We start from the raw sequence: 26,381 nt of genomic DNA on the forward strand, positions 1-26,381 counted from the left end.
TGGGCGCTCAGGCGGCGCTGGCGCGCACCGATGCCGCGTTGGCATCCTTGCGCTGGACCAGCGCGTCGAAATCGGCCACCAGCGCGCGGCAGACCTCGCCGACCTCGAAGCTGTAGTCGCCGATCTCGCGCACCGGGGTCACCTCGACCGCCGTGCCGGTCAGGAACACCTCCTGGGTGTTGGCGAACTCCTCCGGCATGATCGCGCGCTCGACCACCTCGTAGCCGCGGGCACGGGCCAGGTCGATGGCGGTGCGCCGGGTAATGCCGTCCAGGAAGCAATCGGGCTTCGGGGTGTGGATGGTGCCGTTCTGGACCAGGAAGATGTTGGCGCCGGTCGCCTCGGCAACCTGGCCGCGCCAGTCCAGCATCAGCGCGTCGTTGTAGCCCGCCCGTTCCGCGGCGTGCTTCGACAGCGTGCAGATCATGTAGAGGCCGGCCGCCTTGGCGTGCACCGGCGCGGTTTCCGGCGCCGGCCGCCGCCACTTCGCGAACTGCATGCGGATGCCCTGCAGCCGCGCCTCCGGCGTGAAATAGGCCGGCCAGTCCCAGGCGGCGATCGCCACGTTGATCTTGTTGGCCTGCGCCGACACGCCCATCATCTCGCTGCCCCGCCAGGCGACCGGACGGACATAGCCGTCGACGATGTTGTTGGCGCGGCAGACCGCGTTGCAGGCCTCGTCGATCGCCTCGACGCTGTAGGGGATCTCGAAGTCCATCATGCGGGCGGAGGCAAACAGCCGCTCGGTATGTTCGCGCAGCTTGAAGATCGCGCCGCCATAGACGCGCTCGCCCTCGAACACGCAGCTGCCGTAGTGCAGGCCGTGGGTCAGCACGTGCACCTTGGCCTCGCGCCACGGGACCAGCGCGCCATTCTGCCAGATTTCGCCTTCGCGGTCGTGGAACGGGATAAGGGCCATTTGCTTCGCGTCCGTCAGTTGGTTATGGGATCGGACGACGAACCTCTTCAAACTGCGCCCCGCGCTGCGGATTCCGGCCGGAGTCGGTCATCTTCTTGCCGGATCGCGGCGGCGCGCGATCGAATATGTCCGTCACTTGCGGCTGGTTATAACATCCTGACGGCAAATATGTCAACATGACTGACGTAAAATTTCCGTCCAACCCGCTGTTCCTCCGCGACGAGGAATTGCGGCTGGGGATCGAGCTGCTGTTCTACGCCTATCGCGATTTCACCGGCGAGCCGGACTCGATGCTGGCCCGGCTCGACCTCGGCCGCGCCCACCACCGGGTGATCTATTTCGTCGGCCGCTATCCCGGCATCACCGTCAGCGAGCTCTTGATGGTGCTGAACATCACCAAGCAGAGCCTGTCGCGGGTGCTGAGCCGTCTGCTGAAGGATGCCTATGTGGAGCAGCGCACCGATGCGGACGACCGCCGCAAGCGCCTGCTTCACCTGACCGACAAGGGCGCGGAACTGGAGCGCCGGCTGACGGCGAACCAGCGGGCGCGCATCGCACGCGCCTATCGCGAGGCCGGCGCCGATGCGGTCGAGGGTTTCAAGAAGGTGATGCAGGGGATCATGGACAGCGGCACCCGGGCGCTCAGCCAGAGCGGCCCGCGACCGACGGAGCCGAAGGCATGGCGTCGCGAGAGCTGAGCGCCGCCGCGGCCGAGCCCGCCGGCGACGCCGGCGGCGCCCACGTGCTGGTGGTCGACGACGACCAGCGGCTGCTGCGGCTGCTGCAGCGCTACCTGACCGACGCCGGCTTTTTCGTCACCACCGCCGCCGATGCCGCCGACGCCCGCGCGCAGATGGACCGGTTCAGCTTCGACCTGATCGTGATGGACGTGATGATGCCGGGGCAGAGCGGCCTGGCGCTGACCCGCGCGCTGCGGGCCGAGCGCAGCCCGGTGCCGATCCTGCTGCTGACCGCGCGCGGCGAGCCGGCGGATCGCATCACCGGCTTCGAATCCGGCGCCGACGACTACATGCCGAAGCCGTTCGAGCCGCGCGAGCTGGTGCTGCGCATGCACTCGATCCTGCGCCGCGCCGCGCCGGCGCCGGCCGCTCAGACGGCGCCGCCGATCCTAAGGCTCGGCGCCTTCGTCTACGACACCGCCCGCGGCATCCTGCACCAGGGCGAGCTGCAGATCCGGCTGACCACCGGCGAGCATGCCCTGCTGCGCGAACTGGCCGGCTCGCTCGGCCAGCCGGTGTCGCGCGACGACCTCGCGACGCGCTGCGAGATCAACAGCGGGCGCGCGGTCGACGTGCAGATCACCCGGCTGCGCCGCAAGATCGAGCACAACCCCCGCGAACCGCGGTACATCCAGACCGTGCGCGGCACCGGCTACATGCTCGTGCCCGACTAGCCGTGCGCTGGCTGTCCCGCAAGATCAAGGCGATCCTGCCGCACACGCTGCTCGGCCGGGCGCTGATGATCATCGTCACGCCGGCGATCCTGCTGCAGCTCCTGCTGCTGGTCATATTCTACGAGAACCACTGGGACCTGATCGCCCGCCGGCTGGCCGCCGCGGTGGTCGCGGAGATCTCGGCGATGACCGCGGTACGCGACATCGTCGACCTGACCCATCCGGGACAGACCGAGCGGATCGCCTATCAGACTCTCGAGCTCCGGCTCGACTTCCGTCCCGGCGAGGCGCTGCCCCGCCCGCTGCCGGAACCGGACGGCGACATGCTGTACCAGAAGCTGGCCGCCGAGCTGGAGGACCGCATCGGCCGCCCGTTCGTCATCGACGTCGACTATACCGAGCGGCAGGTGAAGATCGCGGTGGAATATCCCGACGGGGTGCTGAACGTGATCGCCCCGCGCGAACGGCTGTTCACCTCGACCAGCTACATCTTCGTGTTCTGGATGGTCGGCGCCTCGGTCGTGCTGTTCACCATCGCGATCATCTTCATGCGCAACCAGATCCGGCCGATCCGGCGGCTGGCGCGGGCGGCCGACCGGTTCGGCAAGGGCCAGGACGTCGGCGAGTTCAGGGCACAGGGTGCCTCGGAAGTACGCCAGGCCGCCCGCGCCTTCAGCCTGATGCGCGGCCGCATCATGCGCCAGATCGCCCAGCGCACCGAGATGCTGGCCGGCGTCAGCCACGACCTGAAGACCCCGCTGACCCGCATGAAGCTGCAGCTCGCCATGCTCGGCGACGGGCCCGATGTCGCCGACCTGAAGGCCGACATCGAGGAGATGGAGCACATGATCGGGGGCTATCTCGCCTTCGCGCGCGGCGAGGGCGAGGAAACGCCGGTGCCGACCGACATCGACAGCCTGCTGGAGGAGGTGGTGGTCAGCGCACGCCGGCAGGGCGGCGAGGTCGCCTTCGACGCGCGCACCGGCCTCAACATGATCGTGCGGCCGAATGCGCTGAAACGCTGCGTCGCCAACCTGGTGTCCAACGCGGTGCGCCATGCCGAACAGGTGCGGGTGACGGCGCGCGCCAGCGCGACCGTGCTGGAGGTGCTGGTCGAGGACAACGGACCGGGCATCCCCGAGGACCAGCGCGAGGAGGTGTTCCGCCCGTTCTACCGGCTCGACCCGTCGCGCAATCCGAAGACCGGCGGCGTCGGCCTCGGCCTCAGCATCGCCCGCGACATCGCCCGCGGCCACGGCGGCGAGCTGAGCCTGGGCCAGTCGACGATGGGCGGCGTGCGCGCGGTGCTGCGCCTGCCGCTGTAAGCGGCGTCAGTAGATGAAGACGAAGAAGATCAGCGCGCCGAACACGACGTATTTATAGGCGTAGTACAACCCGCGGTTCCAGCGCTTGAACGACTTGCTCCAGCGCCGCACCGCATAGACATACTTGAAGATCTTGTTGAACACGCCGACGCGGTCGCCCTCAGCATTGCGGGTCTGGGTGGCGCGCACGAAGAAGAAGCGGAAGAACCGGTTGATCGCCTTCGCCACCGGCCCGCGCATCGGTCGCTCGATGTCGGCGAACAGGATGATCCGGTCCTGGTCGGATTCGTTGAGCGCGCGGTGGATGTAGGTCTCGTCGAAGACGATGTCCTCGCCGTCGCGCCAGCTATAGGGCTCGCCGTCGATGTAGATCCGGCAGCTGTCGCTGTTCGGCGTCTTCAGACCGAGATGGTAGCGCAGCGACCCCGCGAACGGGTCGCGGTGCGCCACCAGTGCGCCGCCGGGCGGCAGCAGGGCGAACATCGCCGCGTGCACGCTGGGGATGCTCTCCAGCAGCGCCACCGACTTCGGGCACAGCTCGCGCGCCGACGGCAGGTAGTCGCCGTACCATTTCAGGTAGAAGCGCTTCCAGCCGCGCTTGAAGAACGAGTTGAAGGCGAGGTCGTCGTGCTGGGCCGACGCCTTGATGTGGCCGACGTCGTAGAGCTTCAGCGCCTCGTCGCGCAGCATCTCCCAATTGTCGCGGATCGGCTGCAGATCGTCGAACTTGCTGGAATCGAGGATCGGCCGGTTGGGGACGCTGGACAGCCCGTACATCAGCAGGTTGATCGGCGCCAGGAAGGTGGAATGGTCGGTCAGCTGGCGGGTGAACCGATGGCGCACCTTGCCGCGATAATGGATGACGATCGCCGAGAGGATGAAGACGTAGAGGACGATGAACTTGGCCGAATAGAGCTCGCGCAGCGTCTCGAATGACCAGAAATCGTCCATCGGCCTTCCCCCCGGCGTGCGCCCTGCGACGCGGGCCGGATTATACGCCCGTTGCCGATCCGGCCGCCAGCCTACTCCCCCGCCGGCGCATTCTGCCGCGCCAGGGCCGCGGCGTGCGCCTCGGCCACCATCGCCGCGGTCATCCGCGCCGCCAGCCGGTCGCGCAGGTCGGCCGCGCCCGCCACGCCTTCGGCAGCGGCGAGATCGAGCCACATATAGGCCTCGACGTCGTCGAGCGGCGCATTGCTGCCGGTCGCCAGCAGGCCGCCCAGGTTGTATCGCGCCGCCGCCAGCCCCTGCTCCGCCGCCGCCCGGTACCAGCGGATGGCACCGGCCTCGTCGGGCGCGACCCCATCGCCGCCCTCCAGCGCGATCGCCAGGTTGTACTGGGCGTCCGCGACCCCCTGCTCGGCCGCGGCGGTCAGCCAGCGCACGGCCTCGGAGCGCACGCCCGGCCCGCTCGCCTGCGCCTGCAGCAGCAGGGCCAGCCGGAACTGGGCCAGGGCGTAGCCGCTGTCGGCCGCGGCCCGGTACCAGCGCTCCGCCTCGGCCATGTCGGGGACGCCGCCGCGCACACCCTGTTCGTACTGCAGCGCGAGCATGAACTGGGCCTCCGCGTCGCCGTTCTCGGCCGCGTTGAGGTACCAACGAAACACCGCGCCGTATCCGGACGGCGCGGCGGCATTGGCGGACAATGGCAGGGCCAGCAGTGCGGAAAGCACCGCGAAGGCTAGACGAACTGGCGTGTTCACGGCGCGGACGTTACCGATCGATGACGCGGAAATGCAAGCGCAACTTGCGCGCAATCGGCAGAAATCCGCGCATTTCGGCATTGGAGGACCGGGTTGTGCGGCCGCATCGGTCCGACAGCACGGCGCGCGGGGCTGCGCTCAGAACGCGACGTCGCCCACGCCCGGGTAGGAAATCACCACCAGCCGGCCTTCCTCGCCGGGCTGCGGCTCCATGAAGCACTCCGGCGGGCCGAGCGTTCGATAGCACCAGTATTCGCTGACCTCGTCGCCGGGCAGCAGCACCGTGTCCGGTACCTCGTCGCTGCTGTAGCCGCATCCGGCCAGCCCGAGCCCGATCGTCGCCAGCACAACAGCCATCCTGGCCATCGCCGTCTCCATCGTCGTCCGCGCGCAGCATAGCACATCCCGCGTCGCGTCGCACGGCTGCGCTCAGTCGGGCATCTCCAGGCCGACGGCGGCCATCGCGGCGGCCTGGCGGGCGGCCAGCGCGTCGGCGTCGAAGCCTTCGATCAGTTCGTGGAACAGGCGGTACCAGTTGATCTCGGCGCTGAGCCGCAGGAACACCGAGCCGAGGCCGATCGCCGCCCGGTCCATGAACACGAACTCCCGCGGCGGCGTCACCCCGCCGATCCGGCGCAGCTCGGCATGGACCTTGGAGGCCACGTCGGCGCCATAGCGGGTGGCGTTGGTCTCCTCGATCCGCCGCGCCTTGTCCTCCAGGATCGGTGCGAACACGAAGCCGGCCCACATGTTCAGCACGTCGATCAGCTCCTGCGACAGGTCGGTGAAGCCCCAGGTGCGATAGGCGTGGGCGGCGCGGTCGCGGTCGCCGTCGCGCACGGCGAAATAGAGGTCGATCACGCCGCCGACGAACCGGGCATGGAAGATACGCACGCAGCCGAAATCGAGCAGGTTCAAGGAGCGGTCGGCCCGCACCGTGTAGTTGCCCAGATGCGGATCGCCGTGGATGACGCCGTAGTCGTAGAACGGCACGTACCAGGCGCGGAACAGCGCCATCGCCACCGCGTTGCGGTCCTCGGCCGGCGGCGCGGCGTCGATGAAGGCGCCCATGCGCTCGCCCTCCTGCCACGTCAGCGTCAGCAGGCGGCGGGTGCTGAGCGCATCCAACGGCTCCGGCACGTGCACCCGCGGCTCGTCGGCCAGCATGGCGCCGTAAAGGCGGGTGTGCCGGCGCTCGCGGTCGTAGTCCAGCTCCTCGCGCAGGCGCGCCGCGATCTCGGCATGGATGCGCTCGGTCGAGATCGCCTTGTCGGTGCGTTCGTACAGCGAGAAGATCAGCCGCAGCTGCTTCAGGTCGGCCTCCACTGCCGAGGCCATGTCGGGATATTGCAGCTTGCAGGCGACATTGCGCCCGTCCGGCAGGGTCGCGCGGTGGACCTGGCCCAGCGAGGCGGCGTGGGCGGCCTCGTGGCCGAAGCTGGCGAAGCGCGCCTGCCAGTCCGCGCCCAGCTCGCTCGCCATCCGCCGCTTGACGAACGGCCAGCCCATCGGCGGCGCGTCGGCCTGCAGGTGGGCCAGTTCGCGGGCATATTCCGGCGGCAGCGCGTCCGGAATGCTGGACAGCAGCTGCGCCACCTTCATCAGCGGCCCCTTGATGCCGCCCAGCGCCGCGCGCAGGTCGGCCGCATGCTTGGCCCGGTCGATCTTGATGCCGAGATAGCGGTCGCCGGCCATCCGCGCCGCCAGCCCGCCCATGGCGGAGCCGACGCGGGCATAGCGGCGCACGCGCCCGCTCAGTGTTGCGTCGTCGCCCTGGGCGCGCCGCGTCGTGCGGTCATCTGGCATCCGCATGCTCCCTGCCACGGCCGGACGGACGGCGGCAATGGCTCAGCCGTCGAGACCATTATCTGGGTTGGCGAGCCAGCCGAGCAAGCGATCGGCGACAATCTGCCAGCCGTGGTCCAGCATCAGGCCGTGGCCGAGCCCGGGCAGGATCTCCGCCTCGGCCTCCAGCAGCCCGGCGGTCGCATGGACGAATGGCGGCGGGATCAGCGCATCGCGCTCGGCGCCGAGCACCAGCCGCGGCAGGCCGCGCAGCGGCGCCAGGTCGAAGCGGGGCGGATGCTGCAGCTCGATGCCGGCACGTAGCGATTCGGCCGCCTGCGTCGCCCACTCCTGCTCGGCCATGCCGGGCGGCAGCGCACCGGCGAACAGGGTCTCGCGCATCACGCTCGGGTCGACCGCGGCGTCGCCGTGGGCGAACACGCGGCCGATGCGGGCGGCGAGCAGCGGGTTCCACACCGCCAGCGACAGGTTGGCTGAGGCGAGGCCGAACGGCGGCACCGGGCACATCAGCACCAGCCCGGCCACGGCGCATTCGGTCGCGGCACGCATCGCCAGCCAGCCGCCCATCGAATGCCCGACCAGCACCGGCGGCCGGTCGAGCCGGTCGATCTCGTCGACGAGGTCGTCGAGATAGGCATCGAGGCCGTAGTTGTCGCGCACCACGTCACCCGGGCTGGCGCCGTGGCCGCGCAGGCTGAAGGCATGCGACCGCCACCCCGCCGCGGCACAGGCCGGCATCAGGTGCGTCGCCCAGCACTGGCCGCCGGCGAAGGCGCCGTGCACGAACAACAGCGGCGGTCGCCGCGGGTCCGCAGCGCCGGCCGGCGCCATATGAAATCGCTCGCGCTGCAACGACGGCTTCCCCCGGCCCTGTCCCCGCACCGCCACCGTCCTACCACCGACGGGCGCCGGCGAGAAGCGGAGTGCCCCGGCGCCGGCGCGCCGAAATCGGCAGGATCAGGTCGGGATGAAGATCGCGAACACGTCGACCAGCACGGCACTCGTATCCACGGCGCCCTCCACCCGTCGCTATCGCGCTGCCGCCTGCTGCAGTGCGGCCGCGAACCGGCCCAATATGCCATCGCGGTCCCATTCCTGCACCGCGCGCAGGCGCGCCGCATGGCCCAGCCGCGCGCGCAGGCCGGCGTCGCCGGCCAGCGCAACCACGGCGTCGGCGAGCGCGCCGGCATCGCCCGGCGCCGTCGTCAGGCCGCAGCCCTGCACGGCATCGTGCACCTGGGTGCCGGCGGCGGCCGAAGCAACCACCGGCCGGCCGCTGGCCAGCATGCCGCCCAGTTTCGATGGCATCACCAGGTCGGCGGCATCGGCCCGCTGCGGCAGCAGGTGGATGTCGGCGACGTTGAGCAGGTCGTTGAGCCGCTCGGCCGGCTGCAGCGGCCCGAACCGCAGGTTGACCAGACCCGCAGCAGCCGCCTCGAGGCGCGCCCGCGCCGCACCCTCGCCGCACAGCAGCCAGACAAGATCGGCGCGCCCGGCGCCCTGCCGTGCCGCCTCGACCAGCACCTCGATCCCCTGCTTCTCGCCCATGTTGCCGGAATAGAGCGCCACCACCGCGTCCGCCGGCACGCCGAGCGCAGCGCGCAGCGGCGACGGACGGTCGAGCGGCCGGATCGCGGCGGCGTCGACCCAGTTCGGAAACTGCACCGCACGCGCCGGGTCGAGCCCCTTGTCGCGCAGCCGCCGTCCCATGTTTGGCGTGATGGTCGAGACGCGGTCGAAGCGGCGCAGGAAGTGGCGTTCGAAGGCGAAGGCCAGGCGCGCCGCGCGGCCGCCCTCGCCGCCGATCACACCAAGCTTGAAGGCGGCATCGAACTCCAGGTCCTGCACGTGCAGCCAGGCGACGGCACCGCCGAAGCCGGCCGCGAGCAGGGCCATCGGCTGCACCAGCGCGGTCGGCTCGACCGTGACCACCACGTCGGGCCGCCAGGTCAGGCCAGACCACAGCGCCGGCAGCGCGCTCGTGGCGGCGAAGCTGGCCAGGTGCAGCATCCGCGTCTTGCCGGTGGGCCGCCGCGGCACATAGAGCGGGCACCGCAGCACGCGCGCACCGCACAGCCACTCACGCCGCCACCACCGGCGCCGATGGCCGGCGTGCACCCGCCACTCCGGGTAATAGGGCGGCGCCGCGATCACCCGCACGTCGTGGCCGGCGTCGGCCAGATATTGCACGGTCTCGCCGCTGAACTTGCCGATGCCGGTCAGTTCCGGCGCGAAGTTGAGGCCGTAGAACAGGACCTTCATGCGCGGACGCCGGGCCGCGGTGCCAACGGCCGGTGGGCGCGCGAAGCCAAGCGGGCCTCAGCTCGCCCGCGGGCCGCCGGCCGGCCAGAGATTGATGGCGATGGAGATGCGGACGCCGTCGCCCAGATAGGGCCGCACCGAATGGCTGACCCAGGACGGGAACATCATCAGGTCGCCCGCGGTCGGCTGCACCAGTTCGCTGGCGCCGAAGGCTGCCCCGCCGGGCACTGCCGGCACCAGGTCCGGCGCCAGCATCGCCGGGGCAACGCCGCGCGGGTCGTGCACCTCGAACGCGCCGCCCAGCGCCGGGTTCACCGCCGCGCCGCCGTCGTCGACCCAGTAGACCGCCGACCAGACCGAGCCTGGATGGGTGTGCGCCTCGTTGGCGTTGCCCTTGCGGTTGACGTTGGCCCAGGCGTTGTGCGCCCATTCGATGCCGGCCGGCGTGCCGTCGCTGCGGCGCATGGTCATGCGCGAGGCGGCATTGCGGGCCAGGTCGAGCAGCCGCGCCATCGCCGGGCCGCCCCACTCGGCGATGTCCCAGCTGGACTGCCAGCCGCCCAGATTGGAGTGGTCGTTCGACGCCTCCGCCTCGGCGCGGGCCAGGATCAGCTTCCGCAACGCCGCGTTCAGCGATGCCGCCTCGGGCACCCGCAGCATCACGACGGGAGTGGAGAACAACTGCTGCACGTTGATCTGGATCGGATGAGCTTCGGCCATCGGATTCGAGTCCGGTTGTTGCCCCTTGCTTCGACCTAGGCGCTCGGCGCAGGCGGCGCAAGGCTGTCCAGCGGCCAGCGCGGCAGCGGGCGGAAATCCAGCCCGTCGGCCTGGCCCGCCCGGAACCGCTCCAGCCCGGCCCAGGCGATCATGGCGGCGTTGTCGGTGCACAGCGCCAGCGGCGGCGCGACGCAATCCAGGCCGTTTTCCGCGGCCAGCGCCTGCAACCGGGCGCGCAACGCGCGATTGGCCGCGACACCGCCGGCGACCACCAGAGTGGGCCGCGCCGGCCGCAGCGCCAAATAGTCGCGGATGCCGTTGCGGAGGCGATCCGCCACCACCTCGCCGACCGCCGCCTGGAAGGCGGCGCACAGATCGGCGACGTCGCCCGGCGCGAGACTGCCGGCCTGCTCGACCGCGCGCCGCACGGCGGTCTTCAGGCCGGAGAAGGAGAAATCGCAACCCGGCCGGCCGACCATGGGCCGCGGCAACGCGAACCGGGTCGGATCGCCGCCCTCGGCCGCCCGCTCCAGCGCCGGCCCGCCGGGATAGGGCAGGCCGACCAGCTTGGCGGTCTTGTCGAAAGCTTCGCCGATGGCGTCGTCGATGGTGCTGCCGAGCAGGCGATGCCGGCCGAGGCCCTCGACCACCAGCACCTGGCAGTGTCCGCCGGACACCAGCAGCAGCAGATACGGAAAGGCGACGTCGTCGGTCAGCCGCGCCGTCAGCGCGTGCCCCTCGAGATGGTTGACCGCCACGAACGGGCGTCCGCTGCCCAGCGCCATCGCCTTGGCGTGGCTGACCCCGACCAGGACTCCGCCGATCAGCCCGGGTCCGGCGGTGGCGGCAATCGCGTCGATCGCGTCCAGCGTGCAGGCGGCCTGGTCCAGCGCGCGCGCGACAATGCCGTCGAGCCGGGTGACGTGGCTGCGCGCGGCGATCTCCGGCACCACGCCGCCATAGGGCGCGTGCTCCTCCAGTTGCGAGAAGACCACGCTGGACAGGATGCGTGCCGCCGGTGCGTCCGCGTCGCGCACCACCGCCGCCGCGGTCTCGTCGCAGCTCGTCTCGATACCCAGGACCTTCATGTGCGTCTCTGTACGGCCGTCGTCGGCGCCGCCGCAACCGCCACGCAACGGCGGGAGAGCGACGGCCGCCACACCCGGTGCGTCACCTCGCGGCAAGCCGTCGCCGGCCGCGGCCCGGACCGGGCAGCGCAGAAATGGCGCCTGGTCCGCGGTCGGTCAATCCGCGGCGATCGCAGAAAAAGCAGGCAACAGTTCATGAATTTGTACGTCCCGTAACCCTTTTTTCTTCACTTGCGGCCAATCATGGCCGGGCAACGACCGTTCCCATGCGCGAGCCCTCATGCTGCGACACCCACCTGATTCGACGGCCGGCGAATGAGCGCGGTTTCCGACATCCCGCAGCGGCCGCGTTTGCTTGCCCGGCTCGAACGCTGTCCGCGGCTGCTGTTGCGCGCCTTCCCGCTGCTGCTGGTCGGCGGTGCCGCCGCCCTCTATTTCCTGATCAGCGCGGCCGCCCATCGCGACACCGTGCAGAATGCCGAACGGCTGTCGCTGGCCTGGGCCCATTTCCTCGGCAGCCAGTTCGACAATCTGGAAAGCCGACTGGCGGAAGGCACCGGCTTCGAGCGCGAGATGGAGATCTTCGCCCGCGCCACCGCCGGCGGCGAGGTATTCCGCTTCAAGCTGTTCGACGGCCACGGCCGACTGGTCCTGGTCTCCGACGACGCCAACCCGTCGACGATCAACGGCGATCTCGCCAGCCACAATCCGGAGGCGTTGACCGTCATCGCGACCGGCCGACCCGTCACCTTCGTCGAGGACGGAACCGAGAAGCCCGACCGGCCCGACATCTATGCCGAAAGCTATGTTCCGGTGCTGCAGGACGGCCGCATCGTCGCGGTCGTGGAGGTGTATGTCGACCAGACCGCGGACAGCGCCTACACCCAGGACAGCTTCGTCGCGTTCGGCCTGCAGGTCGGCGGCATCATCCTGCTGCTGATCGCCGTGCCGCTCGGCGCGCTGGTCATCGCGCGCCGCTCGCTGGAGGCCCGCAACGCCGAGCTGACCGAGGCGCGCGACGCCGCGCGGGTGGCCGAGAAAGCCAAGTCGGAATTCCTGGCGAACATGAGCCACGAGATCCGCACCCCGATGAACGGCGTGATGGGCATGGCCGAGCTCCTGTCCGGCACGCGGCTGGACAACCGCCAGCGCATGTTCGCCGACATCATCATGTCGTCCGCCCGCTCGCTGCTGACGATCATCAACGACATCCTCGACTTCTCGCGCATCGACGCCGGACAGCTGTCGATCGAGGCGCGCCCGTTCAAGCTCAGCGCAATCGCCAACGAGCCGGCCCAGCTGCTCTCGCAGGCCGCACACGACAAGGGCATCGAACTGCTGGTCCGGGTGGCGCCGGACCTGCCGCGCGCGGCGATCGGCGACTTCGGCCGCATCCGCCAGATCGTCACCAACCTGGTCAGCAACGCGATCAAGTTCACCGCGCATGGCGAGGTGGTGCTGGAGCTGTCGGCTGAGCGGCGCCCGGCGACGCCGGCCGACGGGCTGCGGCTGCGCATCGCGGTGCGCGACACCGGCCCCGGCATCCCGGCCGACAAGCTCCAGACCGTATTCGACAAGTTCACCCAGGTCGACGGGTCGTCGACGCGGGCCCACGAGGGCACCGGCCTCGGGCTCGCCATCAGCAAGGGGCTGGCCGAGCTGATGGGCGGCACCATCGGCGCGGAGTCCGAGCCGGGCAGCGGCAGCCTGTTCTGGGTGAGCCTGCCGCTGCGGCACGCAACGGCCGACGAGGCGCCGGACCCGGTCGAGGTCGACGCCGCCGGCAAGCGCGTGCTGGTAATCGACGACAACGAGACCAACCGTTACATCCTGAACGAGCTGGTCACCGCCTGGCGGCTGGACGAGGTCAGCGCTTCGAGCGGCCGCGAAGGGCTGCAGAAGCTGGCGGCCGCCGCCCGCCAGGGCCGGCCGTTCGACCTCGTGCTGCTGGACCACCACATGCCCGGCATGAACGGCGAGGAGGTGCTGCGCAGCCTGCGCGCCGACCCGGCGATCGGGGCCACGCCGGTGATCATGCTGTCGTCGATGGACGAATACGCGCTGCACCGCCTGCCGGCGGACGCACGCGCCGACGCCGTGCTGACCAAGCCGGTGGCGGCGTCGGCGCTGTTCGACCAGATCGTATCGGTGCTGAGCGCGACCAGCCGGCCGCAGGGCGCGGCGCAGGATCCGGCGCAGCCGGCCGACGCGGCGGCGGAGCGCGAACCGGAAGGCGTCGAAAGCCCCGGCGATCCCGAGGGCCCGGCGGTGCTGATCGTCGAGGACAACGCGGTCAACCAGAAGGTGGTCTCGCTGATCCTCTCGAACATGGGAGTGCGGTCGGAAATGGCGGAGAACGGCCGGATCGCGCTGGAGCGGTTCGCCGCGCTGCGGCCGCGGCTGGTGCTGATGGACGTGTCGATGCCGGTGATGAACGGCTACGAGGCCACCCGCGGCATCCGCGACCTGGAGCGGACGCTCGGCCTGCCGCCTTGCCGGATCGTCGGCCTGACCGCCCACGCGATGGAAGGCGACCGCGACCGCTGCCTGGACGCGGGCATGGACGACTATCTGTCCAAACCGGTCTCGCCGGCGGCGCTGCGCCAGGCGGTCGAGCGGCTCGAGCCGGCGGAGACCGCCAGGCAGAGCGCGGCCTAGCCATGCACCGGCGCGGCGCCGCGGATCAAAGCGGCGCTTCGGTCTGGCCTTGCGCGCCGGCGGCCGATAGGCTCGCGCCGCATGCCGCAGGCTGACACCATGCCGGGGTCGCTGCTGCGCCGCGCAGACGCCGGCGCGCGCGGCGACCGTGCGCGCCCGATCGGCCTCGCCGCCCTGATCGGGCTGACGCTGGCCCTTTGCAGCGGGCCGGTGCGGGCCGATAGCGTCGCACTCGGCGAGCACCGCCTGACATTCGAACCCGGCGAGGGGATGTGCGCGCTCGACCGCAACGCGTCCGCATTCGAGCGTTCGATGCTGGATTTCCAGGCCGAGGCGAATGCGGGTCGCAACGCGGTGCTGGCGATGTACGCCGAATGCGCGCCCCTGCAAGCCGCCCGCGACGGCGGCCTCGGCGACCTGGGCGTCTACGGTTTGCTGATGGCGCCGCTGGCGTCGGGGCAGCTGGAGCCGGCGCCGTCGCTGTCGCGGGGGGGACTGGCAGGGACGGGGGCCCCGCCGGGCGGTGCTCGATGCCGGAATGGACCTGCCGATCGAGGACGTTGCCGCCCGCGCCAACAGCGCGCTGCAGGCCACGGCCAGCGGCGACGGCGTGTCCCTGTCGGATGCCGCCGTGCTCGGCGTGCTGGGGCGGGACGAGAACGCGATCTACACCGGGATCGTGCTGCAGGTCGACATGCCGGACTATTCCGACCGGGTTGCCGGCGCGGCGGCGCTGACGCTGGTCCGCGGTCATGTCGTCACCTATGTGCTCTACGACAGCTTCGTCGACGAGAGCACCTTCGCGACGCTGGTCGCCCGTCTGCAACCGGTCATGGCCGGGCTGGTCGCCGCCAACGGCACACCGGCGGACGTCGTCAGCAGCGGCGGCTCCCGCTTCGACTGGCAGCGGATCGTCTACGGTGCGATCGGCGGCGTGCTGGCGGCCGGCCTGGCGACTCTGCTGCTGCGGCGCAGGCGCCGGCGCAGCGGCTGAAGGCCCGGCTACTCGGCCTCCTCGTCGCGTCCGGCCAGGCTCAGCGCCTTGGCGTCGAAGCCGCGCTGCCGCGCCCAGTGGACCAGCGCCTCCTCGCGGCCGTGGGTGATCCAGATCTCCGGTGCGCCGACATCCTCGAACGTGGCGGTCAGCTCGTCCCAGTCGGCGTGGTCGGAGATCACCAGCGGCAGCTCGGCGCCGCGCTGGCGGGCACGCGCCCGCACGCCCATCCAGCCGCTCGCCATGGCGCTGACAGGGTCGGCCAGCCGCCGCGACCAGCGGTCGGCCAGCGCCGACGGCGGCGCCAGCACCAGCGCGCCGGCGAACGCCGCCTTGCCGGCGCCGCCGGGCCCTAGCGTCGCCGGCCGCAGGTCGCCGAGGCCGACGCCGAGACCCTCGTAGAGGTCGCACAACGCCTTCAGCGCACCGTGGATGTGGATCGGCCGGTCCCATCCCGCCTCGCGGATCAGCCGGATCAGCCGCTGCGCCTTGCCCAGCGCATAGACGCCGACCACGTGCGAACGGTCGGGGAACAGCGCCAGCGACCGCAGCAGCTTCGCCACCTCGCCCGCGTCGTCGGGGTGGCGGAACACCGGCAGGCCGAAGGTGGCCTCGCTGACGAAGACGTCGCAGGCAACCGGCTCGAAGGCCGGGCAGGTCGGGTCGCGGCGGCGCTTGTAGTCGCCGGAGACCACCGCACGCGCGCCGCCATGGGCCATCGCCACCTGCGCGCTGCCCAGCACATGGCCGGCCGGGTGCAGGGTGACCGCCACGCTGCCCACCGTCAGCGTCTCGCCATAGCGCAGCGCCTGCGTGGCGCCGGCGAATTCGGCGCCGTAGCGCACGCCCATGATCGCCAGCGTCTGCGCCGTCGCCAGAACGTGGCGGTGGCCGGCGCGGGCATGGTCGGCATGGCCGTGGGTGATGACGGCGCGGTCGACCGGCACCACCGGGTCGACATGGAAGCCGCCCGGCGCGCAATAGAGGCCGGACGGTGTCGGATAGAGCCAGGTGGAGACGGGCGAGGCCATGACGACACCATAGCGCGATCGCGGGAAGGCGGGCAGCAGGTCCGTGCCGGACGGCGACCGGGTGGCGCCGGGCGCGCGGCGGCTGTTAACATCGGGCGGATCGGTTCCGTCGGCAACGCGACCAAGGGAGACTGCTATGCCAATTCACCGGACCCTCGCACTCACGACGGCCATCCTGGCGGGCGGGTGCGTCAGCGGCGTCGCCCAGCAGCCCGACGCGTGCTCCACCGCCGACGGCGCGCTGAACGAAGCCGCCTTCGTCATCGCCACCACGCCCACCGCCGGCAGCCGCGTCAGCAGCGGCTTCGCCGTCGCCGGCTGCTCGCGCACCTTCGAGGGCACGGTGGTCTGGCGGCTGCTAGCCCGCGACGGCAGCGTGCTTGCCGACGGCTTCACCATGGGCGGGGCGGTCGACGGATCGGCGCCGTTCGGCTTCAACGTCGACTACGCGGTCGACGAGCGCCAGCTGGGCCACCTCGAGGTCTATGAGGAGGACGTGTCGGACGGCGAGGGCTTCCCGCCGGGCCGGACCGTGCTGCCGCTGGTGCTGCAGCCCTGACGGGAATCCGGCCGTTCGGCCGGACCGGTCGGCGACGGCGACGGTCGCGTCGCCGCATCAGAACTCGGCGGCGAGCGCCACAGGGCGGCGTCTGACGGCGCCACCGACCAGTCCATCGAAGGCGGGCCGGCGACGGTCCTGCCGCAGGAACCGCCCTTCAAGTCGCCGATCCCGACCGGGCGGCTGGCGGTCGCGGCCACCGCCGGCTCCATGCCGGGACGCCATGTCGTCACGCTGGCACTCGATGGCGGCAACAGCGTCACCCACGTGGTCGAGGTGCCGGCGTGGCCGACGGAGGGGCATATGAACCGTGCGGCGCCACGTCGCGACGAAAGACTGTGGCGACTTCGTGTCGTCCCCATGCAAGGAGGACCCGATATGACGATGATCATACGCCTGACCGCGATCGGCATCGCAACCGCTCTGGCCGCCAGCCAGACCGCCCTGGCAACCGACCCGAACGGCAGCGCGGCGGGCGGACCGCGCATCGCAGCCCCAGGCCCCGCGACGATTCCCACGCCGGGCCGCAACCCGGCGCCGACCGACCTGGGTGCGCACATCCAGCTGCCGCCGGCCGTGCCCGGCGACCTGCGCGCCGACGACGACGCCACGGTCGACGACGCGATCGGCATCCTGCTCGGCGCCGACGACCTGCGCTATCCGCACGACGTCTGCTACGGCCTGATCGCCTGCTGCAACACCGCCTGGGTGCAGGGCTGCGAGTTCGCCCAGTTCGACATCGACTGCGTCGCCGCCGGCGGCTGGGTCGAGGTCGAGCTGTTCAGCGACGGCAGCCACCAGTATTCGTGCCACGCGATCTGACCGGCCGCGCATGGTCGCCGCAAATCCCGGCCGGCCGCGCCAGCCGCGCGCCGGCCGGGGCAGCGGCGCATCGGTTCAGTCCGCCGCGCCCGGCGCCGTGGCTGCCGCCGCCCTCTGGGCGATGCCGGCGAGCAAAGCGTCGATTTCCGCTTCCAGCGCCTTCATGTCCTCGCCGCCCGACATGATGCCGACCACCTCGTCGCGGCTGATCTCCGTCTTGGCGAATGTGCCCGCGCTGCGGCCGCGGTTGAGCAGGGTGAAAGTGTCGGCCACCGGGTAGGCGTGGTGGATGTTGTGGCTGATGAAGATGACGGCGAGCCCGCGCAGCCGCGCCTCGACGACGAACTTCAGCACCATCGCCGCCTGGTGGACGCCGAGCGCCGAGGTCGGCTCGTCGAGGATCAGCACTTTGGCGCCGAAATGGATCGCCCGCGCGATCGCCACCGACTGACGCTCGCCGCCCGACAGCGTGCCCACCGCCTGGGTCGGATCGCGCACGTCGATACCGATGTCGGCCATCGCCTGGCGGGCGATGCGGTTGGCCTTTTCCTTGTCGATCCGCGACAGGCCGAAGCGGTTGCGCGTCGGTTCGCGGCCGAGGAAGAAGTTCCGGGTGATCGACATCAGCGGGATCATGCCGAGGTCCTGGAACACCGTGGCCACGCCGCGGTCCTGGGCGTCGCGCGGGCTGCGGAAGCGTACGGGCCTGCCCTCGACCAGGATTTGGCCGGCGGTGGGCCGGTGCACGCCGGAGAGGATCTTGATCAAGGTCGACTTGCCTGCGCCGTTGTCGCCGAGCAGGCAGTGCACCTGGCCCGGATGCACCGCGATCGAGATGTCCTGCAGCGCGATCACCGAGCCGAAGCGCATGCTGACGTCGCGCAGTTCGATCGCCGGCACGCTCATCGCTGGGTCCTCTCGCCCAGCGCCTTGGCGCGGATGTAGTTGTTGACCAGCACGGCCAGCAGGATGACCACGCCGAGAAAGACCTTGAACCAGTCGGTGTCGATGCCGGTGTAGAAGATGCCCATCTGCACCAGGCCGAAGATCAGCGCGCCGAACATCGCGCCATAGACCGTGCCGTAGCCGCCGGTCAGCAATACGCCGCCGATCACCGCGGCGATGATCGCCTCGAACTCCTTCAGCAGCCCGCGTACCGTGTCGGCGGAGCCGGCCTCCATCACCTGGATGGTGGCGAGCAGGGTGGCGGCGCAGGCGGTGGCGATGAACAGCACGATCTTCACCCGCGCCACCGGCACGCCGACATTGCGGGCCACCACCGGGTCGCCGCCGCTGGCATAAACCCAGTTGCCGTACTTGGTCTGCGCCAGGATGTAGCCGGCGACCACGGTAACGACCAGCCACCATACGATCGACATCGGGATGCCCTGCACGAACGGCAGGCCGTCGTTGCGCACGGCGATCCAACCCTGGTCGCCCATCCACTGGAACGGCCCGGTAAGGATGTTGCCGTTGAACAGCTTGGCGGTCCACGGGTCGGGCACGTCGTCGAGGATGTAGGGAATCTGGGTGCGGCCGGTGACCGCGCGGGTCACCCCGATCGACAGGCCGCGCAGGATGAACAGCGACGCCAGCGTGACGATGAACGAAGGCAGCCGGGTGCGGACCACCACCAGACCGTTGAACCAGCCGACCAGGATGGCGACGGCGAAGGCGCTCAGGATCGCCGCCCACAACGGGAAATCGAGCGCGGTTACCGCCAACCCGATGACGACGCCGGCGAAACCGATCATCGAGCCGACCGACAGGTCGAACTCGCCGCCGATGATCAGCAGCGCGGCGGCGGTGGCGATGATGCCCAGCTCCGCCGCCAGCGTCAGGAACGTCATCGCGCCCTGCAGCGAGTAGAGCGCGCCGGCGCCGGGAAGCACGGCGAAGATGATCGCGGTCGCCACCAGCCCGCTGGCGGCGCCGAACTCCGACCGGCGGAACAGCCGTGTCAGCAGCCTGGCCTGCGCCAGCCGCTCGTCCGGCCCCTCGTGGCGCTTGGCGGCGGCGATGCCCGGCAGCGCACGGGGTGCGGTATCAGCCATGCGGCGCGCCGGTTCCCATCGTCACCCTCGGTTCGACCCGGCGCGGGGGACAGGCCCGTGTTCCCCCGCGCCGTCCTGCCCCGCTCAGCGGATGCCCTGCTGCGACAGGGTCAGGATCGCGGAAGCCTTCTCCGGACTGTCGATGAACAGCGGCCCGGTATAGGTGTTGTTCTGCACCCACAGCCCGTTGGTCGCATTCTGCACCAGAAACAGCACCGGCAGATAGCCCATCAGGTACTGCTGGCCGTCCATGCCGAAGCCCATCTCGCCGGCGACGATGGAATCGAGGATTTCCGGTCCGACATCGAAGGTGTAGAGCCCCATCGTGCCGAACATGTCGCGCTCGCGGAACATCTGGATCAGCGGGTTGGCCGAGGCGGTGCCGGTGGCGAACACCGCCTGCACATCGGGATGCGCCGACAGATAGGCCTCGACGCGGCGCTGCACGTCGGCCGGATCCTGCTGCACGGCGATGACCTCGGACGCGCCGCCGGACTCGGCCAGCCCGTCGTTGATGCCCTGGCAGCGCTCGTCGAGGCTGACGTTGCCGACCTCGTGGTTGACGCAGACGACGGTCAGGATGCCCTCGCCCGCCAGCCGCCGGCCGGCCTTCACGCCGGAGTCGTATTCCGACACCGTGCCCACATAGAGCCCGGCGCCCATCTCCATGCCCGGCACCTCGCCGGAATCGAGCACGATGACCGGGATGCCGGCGGCCACCGCGGCCGTGACCGGCCCGCGCATCGCATCGGCGTCCGGGATCGACACGGCCAGTCCGTCGGGCTGGCTGGCGATCGCGGCCTCGATCAGCCGCGCCTGCTCGACCACGTCGAACACCTGCGGCGCGTAGTAGTCGACCTGGGCGCCGGTCAGCGCCGCCGCGTCGTCGACGCCCCGCTTCACCACCGACCAGTAGGCGTCCGACGACGAGCCGTGGGTGACCACGACGATGTGCACGTCCTCCACAGGCTTCAACCCGTCGGCCAGTGCCGGCCCCGCCACCGCCGACAGACCCAGCATCGTCGCCCCGATCAGCCATTTGCGCTTCATTGCAGCCTCCTCCTCTCCTCAAGGTCCATTGGTTGGTTCACGCGCCGCCCGCGGGCCCGTCGACGACGAAGCCTGCGCCCGTGGCCAGCGCGACGAGGTTGTCGTGGCCCATGCGGGCGTAGGTCAGCGGATGCGCCTTGGCAGGGTCCTGCTCCGCTTCGACCACCAGCCAGCCGCGGTAGCCGGCATGGTGCAGGCGATCGAGAATGGCGGCGTAGTCGACCGCGCCGTCGCCCGGCACGGTGAAGATTCCGTCCAGGACCGAATCCATGAAGCTGCGGTCGCGCGCCCGGGCGTCGGCCAGCACGGCGGGGCGCACGTCCTTGCAGTGGACGTGGTTGATCCGCGCGGCATGGCGGGTCGCCAACGCGACCGGGTCGCCGCCGGAAAAGGCGCAATGGCCGCTGTCGAACAGCAGGCCGACCGCCGGTCCGGTAGCGTTCATCAGCCGGTCGACCTCGGCATCGGTCTCGACAATGGTGCCCATGTGATGGTGGAACGCCATTGCGACCCCGAAATCGGCCATGCGCTCGGCCAGTGCGGTCAGCTTCGCGCCATAGGCCGGCCAGTCGGCGTCGGCCAGGCGCGGACGCTGCGAGATCGGCTGCCAGATCCCATCGAGGCGGCCGTTCGACGTGTCGGCATAGACGACCACGGACGCGCCGAGGTCGCGCAACAGCGTCAGGTGCGGCAGCACGGCGTCGAATTCCGCCGCGACGTCACGCACGAGGATGCGGCCGTCCCACCAGCCGGATACCAGTGCCAGCCTGTGGGCGGTGAGCAGCGGGCCGAGTACCGCCGGGTCGCGGGGGTACTTGCCGCCCAGTTCCGATCCGGCATAGCCGGCCAGCGCGATCTCGCCGAGACAGGTCTCAAGCGGTGTGTCGCCGCCCAGTTCGGGCACGTCGTCGTTGGTCCAGGTGATGGGGTTGATGCCGATGCGCACGCTCATGCCGCGGCATAGCCCCCGTGCGCGCCGGCCCCGTCCAGACCCGTCATATGCCGTGCCATCCGCGTCCCCCTCGCCGCGCAGCAAACGCCAACGCTAGCCAGCATCCGGCCCCACAGACAGGTCCATTTCGCTACAATTTCATGGGTCCACTTTGCGGAATGCGGCAGGCGGCCGCGACGCAATGCGCTATCCGGCGACCGGGCGCGCTTGCTATGCTCGGCCAATGCGCGCGTTTCGGGGAGGGACGGCGATGATCGACAGACGGCAATGGCAGTTCTGGGAGGACAACGGCTATCTGATCGTCGAGGGGGTGCTGCCGCCGGAGCGCACCGCGGCCGTGCGGGCGGCGCTCGACGCCCGGTTCGACGCGGAGGGCGAGGCGGCCGGCGCCGAAGGCTCCGACAATCCCGGCGTGCGCCGCCTGTGCAACCTGTTCTCGAAGGGCGAGGCGTTCGAGCGGCTCGGCACCGAGCCGATCGCGCTGGAAATGGCGCAGCGCACGATCGGCGACGACATCCGCTGGCAGGCGATGAACTTCCACGACCCGCTGCCCGGCGACGAGCGGCCGCACCAGCCGATCCACGCCGATCGCTCGTTCTTCCCGGGCTGTCTGGGCTACGTCAACGTGATCTGGGCCATCGACGCGATGACCGACGCGAACGGCGGCACCCGGCTGGTGCCGGGATCGCACAAGCGGCCGTGGCCGCTGGACCTGGCCGACCCGCGTGCGCCGGTCGAGGGCGAGATCGTCGTCGCGTGTCCGGCCGGCTCCGCCATATTCGTCCACGGCGACACCTGGCACGGCGGCCGCGCAAACCGCAGCACGAGCCGGCGGCGGGCCATTCACATGGGCCTCGCCTGCCCGAATACCGCGCCGCAGTACCACATCGCCGAGGCGATCACGGCGGCGACCCGCCAGCGGCTGGGCCCGCTGTGCCGGCTGATTCCCGCGCCGCTGGCCGACTTCGAGCGCGACGAGACCACCAAAGGCCGCACCCTGTATGGTATCCTCGCCGAAACGCGGACCGAGGGCCGCAGCCGCGAAGCCAATGTCGCCCCGCGCTGACGCCCTGGCCGGAAGCGAGACGGCCTTCGACCCGACAGGCACCTTCATCGACCTGCGACCGGACGGCGGCGCCAGTGCCGTTCCGGTCACCGACAGCTTCTGGGCGGACCTTGCATCCGGCGCGCTGGCGATCGACGGCCGGCTGTTCTCCGCCTTCCGGATGACCGCCGACTGGGATCACTGGGAAATGCATCCGGCCGGCCCGGAACTGCTGTTCCTGGCCTCCGGCGCCTGCGAGCTGGTCTGCGAGGACCGCGCCGGCCGGCTCTGGCGCGTCGCGATGGCGGCCGAGCAGGCCTATCTTGTCCCGGCCGGCGCTTGGCACCGGGCCGAGATCCGTACGCCGGGCCTGTTGCTGGCGCTCACCCAGGGCGACGGCACCCAACACCGCCCGCTGTGACCGGCGCGCCTCAGCCGAAGGCCAGCACCGCGAACAGCACGGCCAGCATTGCCGACGCATTGGCGGCGACGGCCAGCCGCAGCATCGCTGTGCGGGGCGGCGGCGCCTTGGCGATCTGCGCCCGCACGGTCAGCACCTGCAGGCCGGTCGCGGCGACGGTCAGCACCGCCACAGCGGCGATCTTCAGCCAGAAAAGCACGCCCTGGCCCGCCCAGCCGCCGTAGCGTGCATAGAGCATGGCCAGCCCGCTCGCCCACAGCAGCAACACGCAGCCGAACGCCACCCGGCCGATCAGCCGCTGGATGGCGCCGAGGCCGGGCCTGGCCTCCGCAGGGATCGTCGCGGCGCGGACGGCGAGCAGCAGGTTGGCGGCGCTGCCGCCGATGCCGATGGCGAGAGCGAGAAAATGGACGATCTTGACTGCCAGCATCGCGTTGCCTTTCCGCCGCGCAGGCTACAGGCTCGCAGGCGACCGCTCGCCACCGTGCCGCATCGTTTGGCCAACAGGACGCGGCGTCGCAGCAAAGGGAATGCCGCCATGCAGATCGCCGCAACACCGTTCACCGCCATCGACTGGGCGGCGATCGCACCGACCGAGCATCCCGGCGACAGCGGCGTCGCCGTCATGCACACGCTGCAGGCGGGCGGCGTGCGCATCCGCCGCGTGACCTATTCGCCGGGCTATGTCGCCGACCACTGGTGCGACCTCGGCCACGTCGCCTGGGTCGTCGCCGGCGGTGCCGACATCGCGCTGAAGGACGGCCGGCGCTTCCGGCTCGACGCCGGCATGGCCTTCGCCGTGTCGGATCACGGCGACGCCGCCCATCGGGTCGAGACCGCGACCGGCGCGACGCTGTTCATCGTCGACTGAGCGCGGCGACCGCCGTCGCCAGCTCGGCGGCGACAGCGGCGTTGTTCCGCGCCAGCGCCACGTTGGCGGCGAGGCTGCGCCCCTCCGACAGCTCGACGATACGGGCCAGCAGATAGGGCGTCGTCGCCTTGCCGAAGACGCCTTCCTCGGCGGCGTTGCGCAGGGCGGCGGCGATCCAGCCCTCGACCTCGCCGCGATCGAGCGCGGTGTCGGCCGGCGGCGGCACCGCGACCACCGCGCCGCTGGCGGGCGCGATCGCGCGGTTGGCCGCGAGAATGCCGGCGATCTCGCCGACGGTCTCCGCCCGCGTCTGCACCGCGCCGTCGGTCTCCGCCGCATAGAACCCCGGAAAGGCATCGCAGCGATAGCCGATGACGGGCACGCCGAGACTCTCGAGCAGCTCCAGCGTCGCCGGCACGTCGAGGATGGTCTTCGCACCGGCGCACACCACCGCCACCGGCGTGCGCGCCAGCTCGTAGAGATCGGCCGATACATCCATGTGCCCGGACCAGCCGCGGTGCACGCCGCCGATTCCGCCGGTGGCGAAGACCGCGATGCCGGCGAGATGGGCGAGACGCATGGTCGCGGCCACCGTGGTGGCGCCGTTGCCGCCTTGCACGCGCAGAGCGCCGAGGTCGCGCGTCGTCGCCTTGGCGAATGTTCCGTCGGGTGCCGCCAGCGCGCGCAGCGCCGCCTCGTCGAGGCCGATCCGCGGGCGGCCCGCGAACACCGCGATGGTCGCCGGCACCGCGCCGTGGTCGCGCACCGCCTGCTCCAGCAACCGGGCGGTTTCCAGGTTGTCCGGCCAGGGCAGGCCGTGGGCGATGATGGTCGATTCCAGCGCCACCACCGGCCGGCCCTCGGCAAGGGCAGCCGCCACCTCGGGCGCGATATCCAGCAGGTCCGACATCCGCCTGTGCTAGCCGGAGCGCCGGGCGCGCGCCAGCACAATCCGCACCGTCGCCGAACGGTCGCGAAATGGCCTCGCTCTCGCCGATTTCGCCGCTATCCTCGCGTCGGGTCCACCAGAATGGGAGCGTGCGATGGCCCGCCCGATGTCCACCGGCCCGGCGTTCGTCCTTGCTGCGATCGCAGCGACGACCGTCCATGCCGAGATGCCACTGGTCTCGCGCATCGAGACCGCGCTCGACCTGTCGACGCCCGAGGCGACGGTGGCGACCTTCGCCGAGACTTTCGCCGATGACGACTATGTCGCCGTCTATTTCGCACTCGACCCCACCGCCAGATACGTGTTCATGCGATCCCTGTCGATGCTCCGCATGGACTTGCTGCTGACCCCGGGATTGGACGGCGCGGCGGTCCGCGCGATCATGGACGACCTGCGCGGGCCGTACGATAGCGCCCTCGAGCAGGACAAGCCCTGGGTCGGCCCCGATGTGTTCGTCGCGTTCCAGAGCCTGATGGACAGCGCCGACCGCGCCGGCGCCCTGGCGATCGAGCTCGACGGCGCCTTGACGATCGACGCGGTCGGCCCGTCGCAAACGATCGATGGCGCCAGCGAGGTCGTGGTCGAGACCACCGTCGCGTACGAAGGACCGGTGCGCTTCATCCTGCGCGAGGCGCCGTCGGGCCGCTGGCGCGTGGTGAGCGTGATCGCGCGCCCGGGCGCAGCGGACGAGGTGACGTTCCTGCCCCGCGCCGATCGATAGGTCGCTGCCGGTTCAACCGGGCGCCAGGGCGCGCAGGGCTTCCTCCGGCACGCTGACCGGCGCCACCAGCGCGGCGGCAGCCGCACGCTGGCCCAACGCAAAGGCGGCGTCGCGGTCCAGGCCGGCGAGGCGGCCGGCCAGTACGCCCGCGACCAGGCAGTCGCCGGCGCCGGTCTCGTCGACGGCCGGGCCAGGCAGGGCGGGTGCCGGGATCCGCCAGACATCGTTGCCGACGGCGACCGCCAGCCCGGCCCCGCCGTGGGTGACCACGGTGGTCAGTTCCTGGCCGCGCCGCGGCGCTTCCGGGTCGATCCCGAGGACGGCGGCCTCCTCGGCATTGGCGAACAGCATCGAGATGCGGTGCAGGTCGCCGGCCAGCCGCCCCGCCTTGGCGGCCGACACGCCGTTCGCCGCCAGGATGCGCTCCGAGCCGGCCATCGTCGCCAGCCGGGCGAGCGCCGCCGACGGCAGATTGGCGTCGACGAACCACACCGAGGCCGCCGCTGCATGGGCGATGGCCCGGTCGACGTCGCCATGGTCCCAGGCGTCGTGGACCTCCATGTCGGCCAGGCCGACGAACAGGCGGCCGTCAGGCTCGATCAGGCTGGTGTAGCTCGCCGTCGGCCGATCCCGGTCGACGATCAGCAACGGGTCGACCAGCCCTGCCAGCGCCCGGCCGAAGCTGCGGCTTCCGGTCGCGCCGACGCGTGCGACCAAGGTGACCCGCCGGCCGAGCGCGGCGAGCGCCCGGGCGACGTTGGCGGCCACGCCGCCGACGTCGGTGGTCATCCGCACCGGGTTCGACGAGCCCGGAACGACCGGCGCCAGCGCGGCACCCTGCCGGTCGATGTTGAGCCCGCCGAAACAAGCGACCTCGGCAACGCACGGCTTGGCGCTCGGCACATCGTTCATGGTCGGATCTGTCCCGCCGCCGGCTCACCCCACCGGCCGCGTCAATCTATCGCCGCTGCCGGCCGACCGCCAGCCCGCGCCCGGCCGGCATGCAATCGGGACGCG

General features: G+C 71.0%; 28 protein-coding genes. 11 read left to right on the plus strand and 17 right to left on the minus strand.

From position 1 onward, the window contains the following. Positions 1-7 precede the first annotated feature (7 nt). Entirely contained in the window at positions 8-919 is a 912-nt protein-coding gene (locus R3F55_09800; GenBank protein MEZ5667704.1) for a branched-chain amino acid aminotransferase, read from the minus strand. 176 nt (positions 920-1,095) lie between these two features. On the opposite strand from R3F55_09800, the gene R3F55_09805 reads away from it, so the two are divergent. From R3F55_09805 to R3F55_09815, 3 genes are read left to right on the plus strand one after another with little or no spacing between them, the layout of a single operon-like run. Beyond that, complete coding sequence (locus R3F55_09805) at positions 1,096-1,617, plus strand: MarR family transcriptional regulator (GenBank protein MEZ5667705.1); 522 nt, start codon at positions 1,096-1,098, stop codon at positions 1,615-1,617. After that, positions 1,599-2,333, plus strand: a complete 735-nt coding sequence (locus R3F55_09810; protein MEZ5667706.1) for a response regulator — start codon at positions 1,599-1,601, stop codon at positions 2,331-2,333. The genes R3F55_09805 and R3F55_09810 overlap by 19 nt, the downstream gene beginning before the upstream one ends. Positions 2,334-2,335: 2 nt before the next feature. Then, the gene (locus tag R3F55_09815) at positions 2,336-3,658 is read left to right on the plus strand and encodes an ATP-binding protein (GenBank protein ID MEZ5667707.1); all 1,323 of its coding nucleotides are present in this window, start codon (positions 2,336-2,338) and stop codon (positions 3,656-3,658) included. 6 nt (positions 3,659-3,664) lie between these two features. On the opposite strand, the gene R3F55_09820 is transcribed toward R3F55_09815, so the two are convergent. From R3F55_09820 to tsaD, 8 genes are all read right to left on the minus strand, one after another. After that, positions 3,665-4,609: an aspartyl/asparaginyl beta-hydroxylase domain-containing protein gene (locus tag R3F55_09820; GenBank protein ID MEZ5667708.1), complete on the minus strand. Its 945-nt coding sequence runs from the start codon at positions 4,607-4,609 to the stop codon at positions 3,665-3,667. A 71-nt stretch (positions 4,610-4,680) separates the two neighbouring features. After that, positions 4,681-5,265 (minus strand): tetratricopeptide repeat protein, encoded by a 585-nt coding sequence (locus R3F55_09825; protein ID MEZ5667709.1) that lies wholly within the window; start codon positions 5,263-5,265, stop codon positions 4,681-4,683. Positions 5,266-5,499: 234 nt separating this feature from the next. Further along, the gene (locus R3F55_09830; protein ID MEZ5667710.1) at positions 5,500-5,727 is read right to left on the minus strand and encodes a hypothetical protein; all 228 of its coding nucleotides are present in this window, start codon (positions 5,725-5,727) and stop codon (positions 5,500-5,502) included. A gap of 63 nt (positions 5,728-5,790) precedes the next feature. Beyond that, entirely contained in the window at positions 5,791-7,167 is a 1,377-nt protein-coding gene (locus R3F55_09835; GenBank protein MEZ5667711.1) for an AarF/ABC1/UbiB kinase family protein, read from the minus strand. Between the two features lie 42 nt (positions 7,168-7,209). Then, positions 7,210-7,998 carry an alpha/beta fold hydrolase gene (locus R3F55_09840; protein MEZ5667712.1) on the minus strand — a complete coding sequence of 263 codons (789 nt, stop codon included), beginning with the start codon at positions 7,996-7,998 and terminating at the stop codon, positions 7,210-7,212. Positions 7,999-8,196: 198 nt separating this feature from the next. Beyond that, positions 8,197-9,429 (minus strand): WcaI family glycosyltransferase, encoded by a 1,233-nt coding sequence (locus R3F55_09845; GenBank protein MEZ5667713.1) that lies wholly within the window; start codon positions 9,427-9,429, stop codon positions 8,197-8,199. 57 nt (positions 9,430-9,486) lie between these two features. Next, positions 9,487-10,149, minus strand: coding sequence for a TIGR02466 family protein (locus tag R3F55_09850; GenBank protein ID MEZ5667714.1), 663 nt, complete (start codon positions 10,147-10,149; stop codon positions 9,487-9,489). Between the two features lie 35 nt (positions 10,150-10,184). Further along, entirely contained in the window at positions 10,185-11,237 is a 1,053-nt protein-coding gene (gene tsaD, locus R3F55_09855; protein ID MEZ5667715.1) for a tRNA (adenosine(37)-N6)-threonylcarbamoyltransferase complex transferase subunit TsaD, read from the minus strand. Between the two features lie 315 nt (positions 11,238-11,552). On the opposite strand from tsaD, the gene R3F55_09860 reads away from it, so the two are divergent. Together R3F55_09860 and R3F55_09865 are read left to right on the plus strand one after the other, a co-directional pair. Beyond that, positions 11,553-13,895, plus strand: a complete 2,343-nt coding sequence (locus tag R3F55_09860) for a response regulator (GenBank protein ID MEZ5667716.1) — start codon at positions 11,553-11,555, stop codon at positions 13,893-13,895. A gap of 538 nt (positions 13,896-14,433) precedes the next feature. Then, positions 14,434-14,889, plus strand: a complete 456-nt coding sequence (locus R3F55_09865) for a hypothetical protein (GenBank protein MEZ5667717.1) — start codon at positions 14,434-14,436, stop codon at positions 14,887-14,889. A gap of 8 nt (positions 14,890-14,897) precedes the next feature. Here R3F55_09865 and R3F55_09870 read toward each other — a convergent pair whose 3' ends face one another. Further along, positions 14,898-15,920: a ligase-associated DNA damage response exonuclease gene (locus R3F55_09870; protein ID MEZ5667718.1), complete on the minus strand. Its 1,023-nt coding sequence runs from the start codon at positions 15,918-15,920 to the stop codon at positions 14,898-14,900. Between the two features lie 136 nt (positions 15,921-16,056). On the opposite strand from R3F55_09870, the gene R3F55_09875 reads away from it, so the two are divergent. Next, positions 16,057-16,479, plus strand: a complete 423-nt coding sequence (locus R3F55_09875) for a Gmad2 immunoglobulin-like domain-containing protein (GenBank protein MEZ5667719.1) — start codon at positions 16,057-16,059, stop codon at positions 16,477-16,479. Positions 16,480-16,857: 378 nt separating this feature from the next. Next, positions 16,858-17,301 carry a hypothetical protein gene (locus R3F55_09880; protein MEZ5667720.1) on the plus strand — a complete coding sequence of 148 codons (444 nt, stop codon included), beginning with the start codon at positions 16,858-16,860 and terminating at the stop codon, positions 17,299-17,301. Positions 17,302-17,376: 75 nt separating this feature from the next. Here the strand turns inward: R3F55_09880 and R3F55_09885 are convergent, their stop codons facing one another. The 4 genes from R3F55_09885 to iolE form a co-directional block, all read right to left on the minus strand. After that, entirely contained in the window at positions 17,377-18,207 is an 831-nt protein-coding gene (locus tag R3F55_09885; GenBank protein ID MEZ5667721.1) for an ATP-binding cassette domain-containing protein, read from the minus strand. Then, positions 18,204-19,355, minus strand: coding sequence for an ABC transporter permease (locus R3F55_09890; protein MEZ5667722.1), 1,152 nt, complete (start codon positions 19,353-19,355; stop codon positions 18,204-18,206). Before R3F55_09890 ends, R3F55_09885 begins: the two co-directional genes overlap by 4 nt. 84 nt (positions 19,356-19,439) lie before the next feature. Continuing rightward, entirely contained in the window at positions 19,440-20,405 is a 966-nt protein-coding gene (locus R3F55_09895) for a sugar ABC transporter substrate-binding protein (protein MEZ5667723.1), read from the minus strand. A 37-nt stretch (positions 20,406-20,442) separates the two neighbouring features. Beyond that, the gene (iolE, locus tag R3F55_09900; GenBank protein ID MEZ5667724.1) at positions 20,443-21,357 is read right to left on the minus strand and encodes a myo-inosose-2 dehydratase; all 915 of its coding nucleotides are present in this window, start codon (positions 21,355-21,357) and stop codon (positions 20,443-20,445) included. A 250-nt stretch (positions 21,358-21,607) separates the two neighbouring features. Here iolE and R3F55_09905 point away from each other — a divergent pair, with 250 nt between their 5' ends. After that, positions 21,608-22,423 (plus strand): phytanoyl-CoA dioxygenase family protein, encoded by an 816-nt coding sequence (locus R3F55_09905; GenBank protein MEZ5667725.1) that lies wholly within the window; start codon positions 21,608-21,610, stop codon positions 22,421-22,423. Next, complete coding sequence (locus R3F55_09910; protein MEZ5667726.1) at positions 22,407-22,823, plus strand: cupin domain-containing protein; 417 nt, start codon at positions 22,407-22,409, stop codon at positions 22,821-22,823. Before R3F55_09905 ends, R3F55_09910 begins: the two co-directional genes overlap by 17 nt. A gap of 10 nt (positions 22,824-22,833) precedes the next feature. Here the strand turns inward: R3F55_09910 and R3F55_09915 are convergent, their stop codons facing one another. Then, a complete protein-coding gene (locus tag R3F55_09915) occupies positions 22,834-23,253 on the minus strand; it encodes a hypothetical protein (protein ID MEZ5667727.1) in 420 nt (139 codons plus the stop codon). 108 nt (positions 23,254-23,361) lie between these two features. Here R3F55_09915 and R3F55_09920 point away from each other — a divergent pair, with 108 nt between their 5' ends. Then, a complete protein-coding gene (locus R3F55_09920) occupies positions 23,362-23,694 on the plus strand; it encodes a DHCW motif cupin fold protein (GenBank protein MEZ5667728.1) in 333 nt (110 codons plus the stop codon). On the opposite strand, the gene R3F55_09925 is transcribed toward R3F55_09920, so the two are convergent. Continuing rightward, positions 23,681-24,604: a pseudouridine-5'-phosphate glycosidase gene (locus R3F55_09925; GenBank protein ID MEZ5667729.1), complete on the minus strand. Its 924-nt coding sequence runs from the start codon at positions 24,602-24,604 to the stop codon at positions 23,681-23,683. The two genes, R3F55_09920 and R3F55_09925, sit on opposite strands and share 14 nt — an antisense overlap. A gap of 145 nt (positions 24,605-24,749) precedes the next feature. Between R3F55_09925 and R3F55_09930 the strand changes: the two genes are divergently transcribed. Next, entirely contained in the window at positions 24,750-25,364 is a 615-nt protein-coding gene (locus R3F55_09930; protein MEZ5667730.1) for a hypothetical protein, read from the plus strand. A gap of 12 nt (positions 25,365-25,376) precedes the next feature. Here R3F55_09930 and R3F55_09935 read toward each other — a convergent pair whose 3' ends face one another. Next, positions 25,377-26,276, minus strand: coding sequence for a PfkB family carbohydrate kinase (locus R3F55_09935; protein ID MEZ5667731.1), 900 nt, complete (start codon positions 26,274-26,276; stop codon positions 25,377-25,379). Between the last annotated feature and the right edge of the window lie 105 nt (positions 26,277-26,381).

Source organism: Alphaproteobacteria bacterium (assembly GCA_041396705.1).
Taxonomy (GTDB): Bacteria; Pseudomonadota; Alphaproteobacteria; order CALKHQ01; family CALKHQ01; genus CALKHQ01.